The sequence below is a fragment of the Muribacter muris genome, from assembly GCF_001038205.1.
Classification (GTDB): Bacteria; Pseudomonadota; Gammaproteobacteria; order Enterobacterales; family Pasteurellaceae; genus Muribacter; species Muribacter muris.
In genome coordinates this window covers 1-4,145 of the sequence record NZ_JWIZ01000113.1, presented here as the reverse complement: position 1 = coordinate 4,145, position 4,145 = coordinate 1, and the positions used below count along the sequence as shown (strand labels likewise).

At 45.0% G+C, this 4,145-nt stretch carries 4 protein-coding genes; all 4 read right to left on the bottom strand.

The features are described 5' to 3' along the window. Positions 1-94: 94 nt before the first annotated feature. The 4 genes from RO21_RS11860 to RO21_RS11845 all read right to left on the bottom strand — a co-directional run bounded on the left by RO21_RS11860 (position 95) and on the right by RO21_RS11845 (position 4,052). Positions 95-622, bottom strand: a complete 528-nt coding sequence (locus RO21_RS11860) for a sialidase domain-containing protein (protein ID WP_047977990.1) — start codon at positions 620-622, stop codon at positions 95-97. Between the two features lie 251 nt (positions 623-873). Continuing rightward, positions 874-2,145, bottom strand: a complete 1,272-nt coding sequence (locus RO21_RS11855) for an AmpG family muropeptide MFS transporter (RefSeq protein WP_047977989.1) — start codon at positions 2,143-2,145, stop codon at positions 874-876. A 3-nt stretch (positions 2,146-2,148) separates the two neighbouring features. Continuing rightward, positions 2,149-3,165 carry a UDP-glucose 4-epimerase GalE gene (gene galE / locus RO21_RS11850; RefSeq protein WP_047977988.1) on the bottom strand — a complete coding sequence of 339 codons (1,017 nt, stop codon included), beginning with the start codon at positions 3,163-3,165 and terminating at the stop codon, positions 2,149-2,151. Positions 3,166-3,392: 227 nt separating this feature from the next. Then, positions 3,393-4,052 (bottom strand): pseudouridine synthase, encoded by a 660-nt coding sequence (locus RO21_RS11845; protein ID WP_047977991.1) that lies wholly within the window; start codon positions 4,050-4,052, stop codon positions 3,393-3,395. Positions 4,053-4,145 lie beyond the last annotated feature (93 nt).

The following is a 4,145-nucleotide window of genomic DNA, read 5'->3' as shown; positions in this document are numbered from 1 at the left end:
ACAGCCTTTCATTTTTAATTCCACTTATTACAACCTAATTTAACATTCTCCCTAATTTAACTCGTTTTATTTGTTTAGATTATCTTAGTTGGGTTTAAAAAGCACTATTTAACCCCGGAATATCGGCGAAAAATTTAGACGCCGAGTGCGTTTTCACCTTTTCGCCGTCCACATAAATAGTAATTTGCTGATTATCCTTATCAAAGGTATAAGTTAAGGTTCTGAAATCCGTATGATTAGCCGGTAGAGTAACGCGAAGATCTGAATTGTGAATTAAATTGCCACCGTTACGAAGCTCTATTCCAAAAGTATCCGTGCCGTTTGCCCGGTTTACATAAAAACTGGCATATTGTGTCGCAGATTCACTATTGGAAACGCCTAAAAAAGTCATAAAACCTAATGCGGAACTCACCCGCAAGGTAATAGAACCATTTTCCAAATTAAACAGATTTTGCGATTTGAATTTATCGGTCAGATCGATAGGATAAAGGAAGTTTGAATTTTCCTCGTATTGAAATTCATAATTGGCTGGCTGGGCAGTATTTTGCGCCATACCCTGCCCACTTAGCAATGCCGAAATACATAAGGCGAGTACCGTTTTTTTCATTGAAACTGTTTTCATAACCTTTCCTCTTATTATTGGTCAATCATCGACTAAATGTAATATCACTTCATTATTAAGTAAAATAGTGGAGTGTTATTTTGCGAACTAGCTCACAAATTTGCCCCTTTTCACTAAAAAAATACAAATTTTTAACAGATTAAAAAAATTCCTTCCGCCACTCCAAAATTTATTTGCCTGTTTCAGCCAAAAAAAGACCGCTTGTGATTACACAAGCGGTCGGTTTTGTGCTCTTTTTTACAAGAGTTCAATCAGGCTTTTTGCGACCACGGTGCGACTTTCAGCAGCATTAGCATACCCGGTATACCGACAAAGAAGCAGATCCAGAAAAATTGGGTATAACCGAAATTTTCAACCAACACGCCGGAGAATGCCCCGAAGATTTTACTTGGGATCGCCGATAAGCTGGTAAAGATTGCAAGCTGCGTTGCGGTATAGAGTGGATTGGTCTCTTTTGCCATAAACGCCACAAATGCCGCCGTCCCTAGCCCTACGCCGATGTATTCACCGATGATGACGGTCGTCAGGACAAATAATTCATACGCGCCGATTGTGTCAAAATGCCCGTGGCTTGCCATCCATACAAAGCCTAAAATAGTGATCAACTGTACAAACCCAAACAACCAAAGCGAGCGGTTAATCCCAAGCCGAATCATCATTACCCCGCCGATCATTCCGGAAATAATCGATGCCCACAGTGAATTCAGTTTTACCACTGTGCCGACATCACTTTTACTAAAGCCCATATCCAAAATAAATTTGGTTTGTAACGATGTGGCAAGCGAATCACCAAATTTATACATAAAGATAAACAAAATCAGCCCTAAGCCTGCCGCCACGCCTTTACGCCCAAAAAATTCTTTAAACGGTAAGGTGAACGCTTTATAAAACGGCACGGAGCGGTCGATGGTCGGCACTTTGGGTTCGGTACTTAAAAACAGCGAAAGCACCAGCCCCGGTAGCATAAAGAGGGCAGTGAATAAAAACACGGTGTCCCACGGCAGGCTGTCTGCTAATACCAATGAGACACCGCCCGGAATTAAGCCGGCGATCCGATACGCATTAACGTGCACGGAATTGCCCAAACCTAATTCCTCATCACTTAAAATTTCCCGCCGATAAGCATCAATCACAATATCTTGTACCGCCGAAAATACCGCGACTGCGGTTGAGATCACTGCAACGGTTTGAATATCTTGCGCCGGATCAAACTGCCCCAATAATGCAAGCAACCCCAACAAACCGATTTGGGTGATGAACATCCAACTGCGGCGGCGACCAAGAAAATTCGGGTAATAGCGGTCGAGTAACGGGGAAATCATAAATTTCCACGTATAAGGAAAACCGATCAGCGTAAAAAAGCCAATGGTTTTAATATCGACTTGGCTGGAGGTCAGCCACGCCGGCACAAGTTGGAATAACACATACAGCGGTAAACCGGAGCTAAAGCCGGTAAAAATACACAGCAGCATATTTTTGGTGAAAATTTGCTGCCAAATCGAAGGGGTTGCTTGCTCGTTCATACGCTATCCTTTATAACCGTTAGGGTTATTTTTTTGCCAATGCCAAGTGTCTTTCATCATCTGGGTGAGATCGCGTTCGGTTTTCCAGCCCAACTGCTCAAGGGCTTTTTTCGGGTCGGAATAACAGACCGCAATATCACCCGCACGGCGTTCAACCAATTTATAGGCAACCTTGATCCCATTCGCCTGTTCAAAGGCGTTTACCATATCCAACACGGAATAGCCCGTGCCCGTGCCTAAATTATAGACGTGGTAACCGGCGTCATTTTGGTGGCGTTCCAACGCTTTTAAATGCCCAAGGGCAAGATCGACCACGTGGATATAATCCCGCACGCCTGTACCGTCGTGTGTGTCATAATCACTGCCGAACACGGAAAGCTGCGATAATTTGCCCACAGCGACTTGGCTGATATACGGCAATAAGTTATTCGGAATACCGTTAGGATCTTCGCCAATCAGACCGCTTGCGTGTGCGCCGACCGGATTAAAATAGCGTAAAATCACCGCACTTAATTGCGGATAGGCTTTTACCGTATCTTCCAAGATCCGCTCCACCATATATTTTGACGTGCCATACGGATTGGTTGTCCCACCCACCGCACAAGATTCGGTAATCGGGATTTGTTGCGGGTCGCCGTAAACGGTCGCTGACGAACTGAACACAATATTCTGCACGCCGGCTTTGAGCATCTCTTCCACCAACACCAGCGAGCCGGTTACGTTATTTTGATAATAGTGCAACGGTTTCTGCACACTCTCCCCCACCGCTTTTAAGCCGGCGAAGTGAATCACCGCGTCAATCGGATGCTCGCCAAAAATACGGCGTAACAGCTCACGATCGAGAATATCCCCGTGATAAAACGGCACGCTTTTGCCGGTAATCTGTTCAACACGCTGCAAGGACACTTCAGAAGAATTGGACAGATTATCCAATACCACCACTTCACGCCCTGCGTTTAATAATTCAACAACGGTATGAGAGCCGATATAGCCCGCACCGCCGGTTACTAAAATAGTCATTTTTTATCCTCTTTGCTGAAATTTCCTAGCATTGTGTAACTATTGCACAAAATACGAGGTTAATCAAACCCTAGACACACCTGCATATGCCCTATCTCAGAGTGAGATTCTTGAGTTTGGACGCACGCAACCGCCTTCGTACTTATGGTGCAATCATTATCTTGAAATATCTATTTTTGTGCCTTTACACTCTTATTGCAAAAAACGCGCCCAATCCAACCGCTTGTTTAGACGATCGGTAATTGTAATTGCTGAAAAAGCTGCCGTTTTTCCACCTCACTTAGCAAGCGGTATTTACCACTTTCTAACGGGTGAAGCCGAAAGTTCCCCAGTCCGACTCGGATCAAACGCAAAGTAGGAAAGCCGATATGCGCGGTCATTCGTCTCACTTGGCGATTACGTCCTTCGGCAATCGTCAGCGACAACCACGATGTCGGGATTGTTTTGCGTTCCCGAATTTTCGGCGCACTTGTCCAATTAAACTGCGGATCACCAATGACCTCGACCTTAGCGGGCTTAGTCAGACCGTCTTTCAACATTACACCTTGTCGGAGCGTGGCTAAATCGGCGTCCTGAGGCTCGCCCTCCACCTGCACCCAGTAAGTTTTCGCTTTCTCAAAGCGGGGATGAGCAAGACGATGCTGAATTTCGCCGTGATTAGTCAGGAGCAGTAAGCCTTCGCTATCCCGATCTAATCGCCCGACCGGATAAATGTGCGGAATATCAATAAAATCTTTTAACGTGCGGCGATGTTGATCATCACTGAATTGGGTCAGCACATCATAGGGTTTATTGAATAGCACCAACACCGTTTCGGCGAAAGACGGCGCGGCTTTTTTCGGTCTGCGCCGCACTGGCGGGGGCGAAAATTTGCGATTTCTGTTCATCATAAAAAAAGGGGCTGTACTAGATAACTAGGGAAATCTAATTTCAGGTTAGAATAATCCCTATGAGAAGAAGTCGTTTAAGTCAGTACAAGC

Bases quoted from the DNA above. Each gene is read 5' to 3' on its own strand.
- RO21_RS11860 (WP_047977990.1), bottom strand. From the start codon at position 622: ATGAAAACAGTTTCAATGAAAAAAACGGTACTCGCCTTATGTATTTCG.
- RO21_RS11855 (WP_047977989.1), bottom strand. From the start codon at position 2,145: ATGAACGAGCAAGCAACCCCTTCGATTTGGCAGCAAATTTTCACCAAA.
- galE (WP_047977988.1), bottom strand. From the start codon at position 3,165: ATGACTATTTTAGTAACCGGCGGTGCGGGCTATATCGGCTCTCATACC.
- RO21_RS11845 (WP_047977991.1), bottom strand. From the start codon at position 4,052: ATGAACAGAAATCGCAAATTTTCGCCCCCGCCAGTGCGGCGCAGACCG.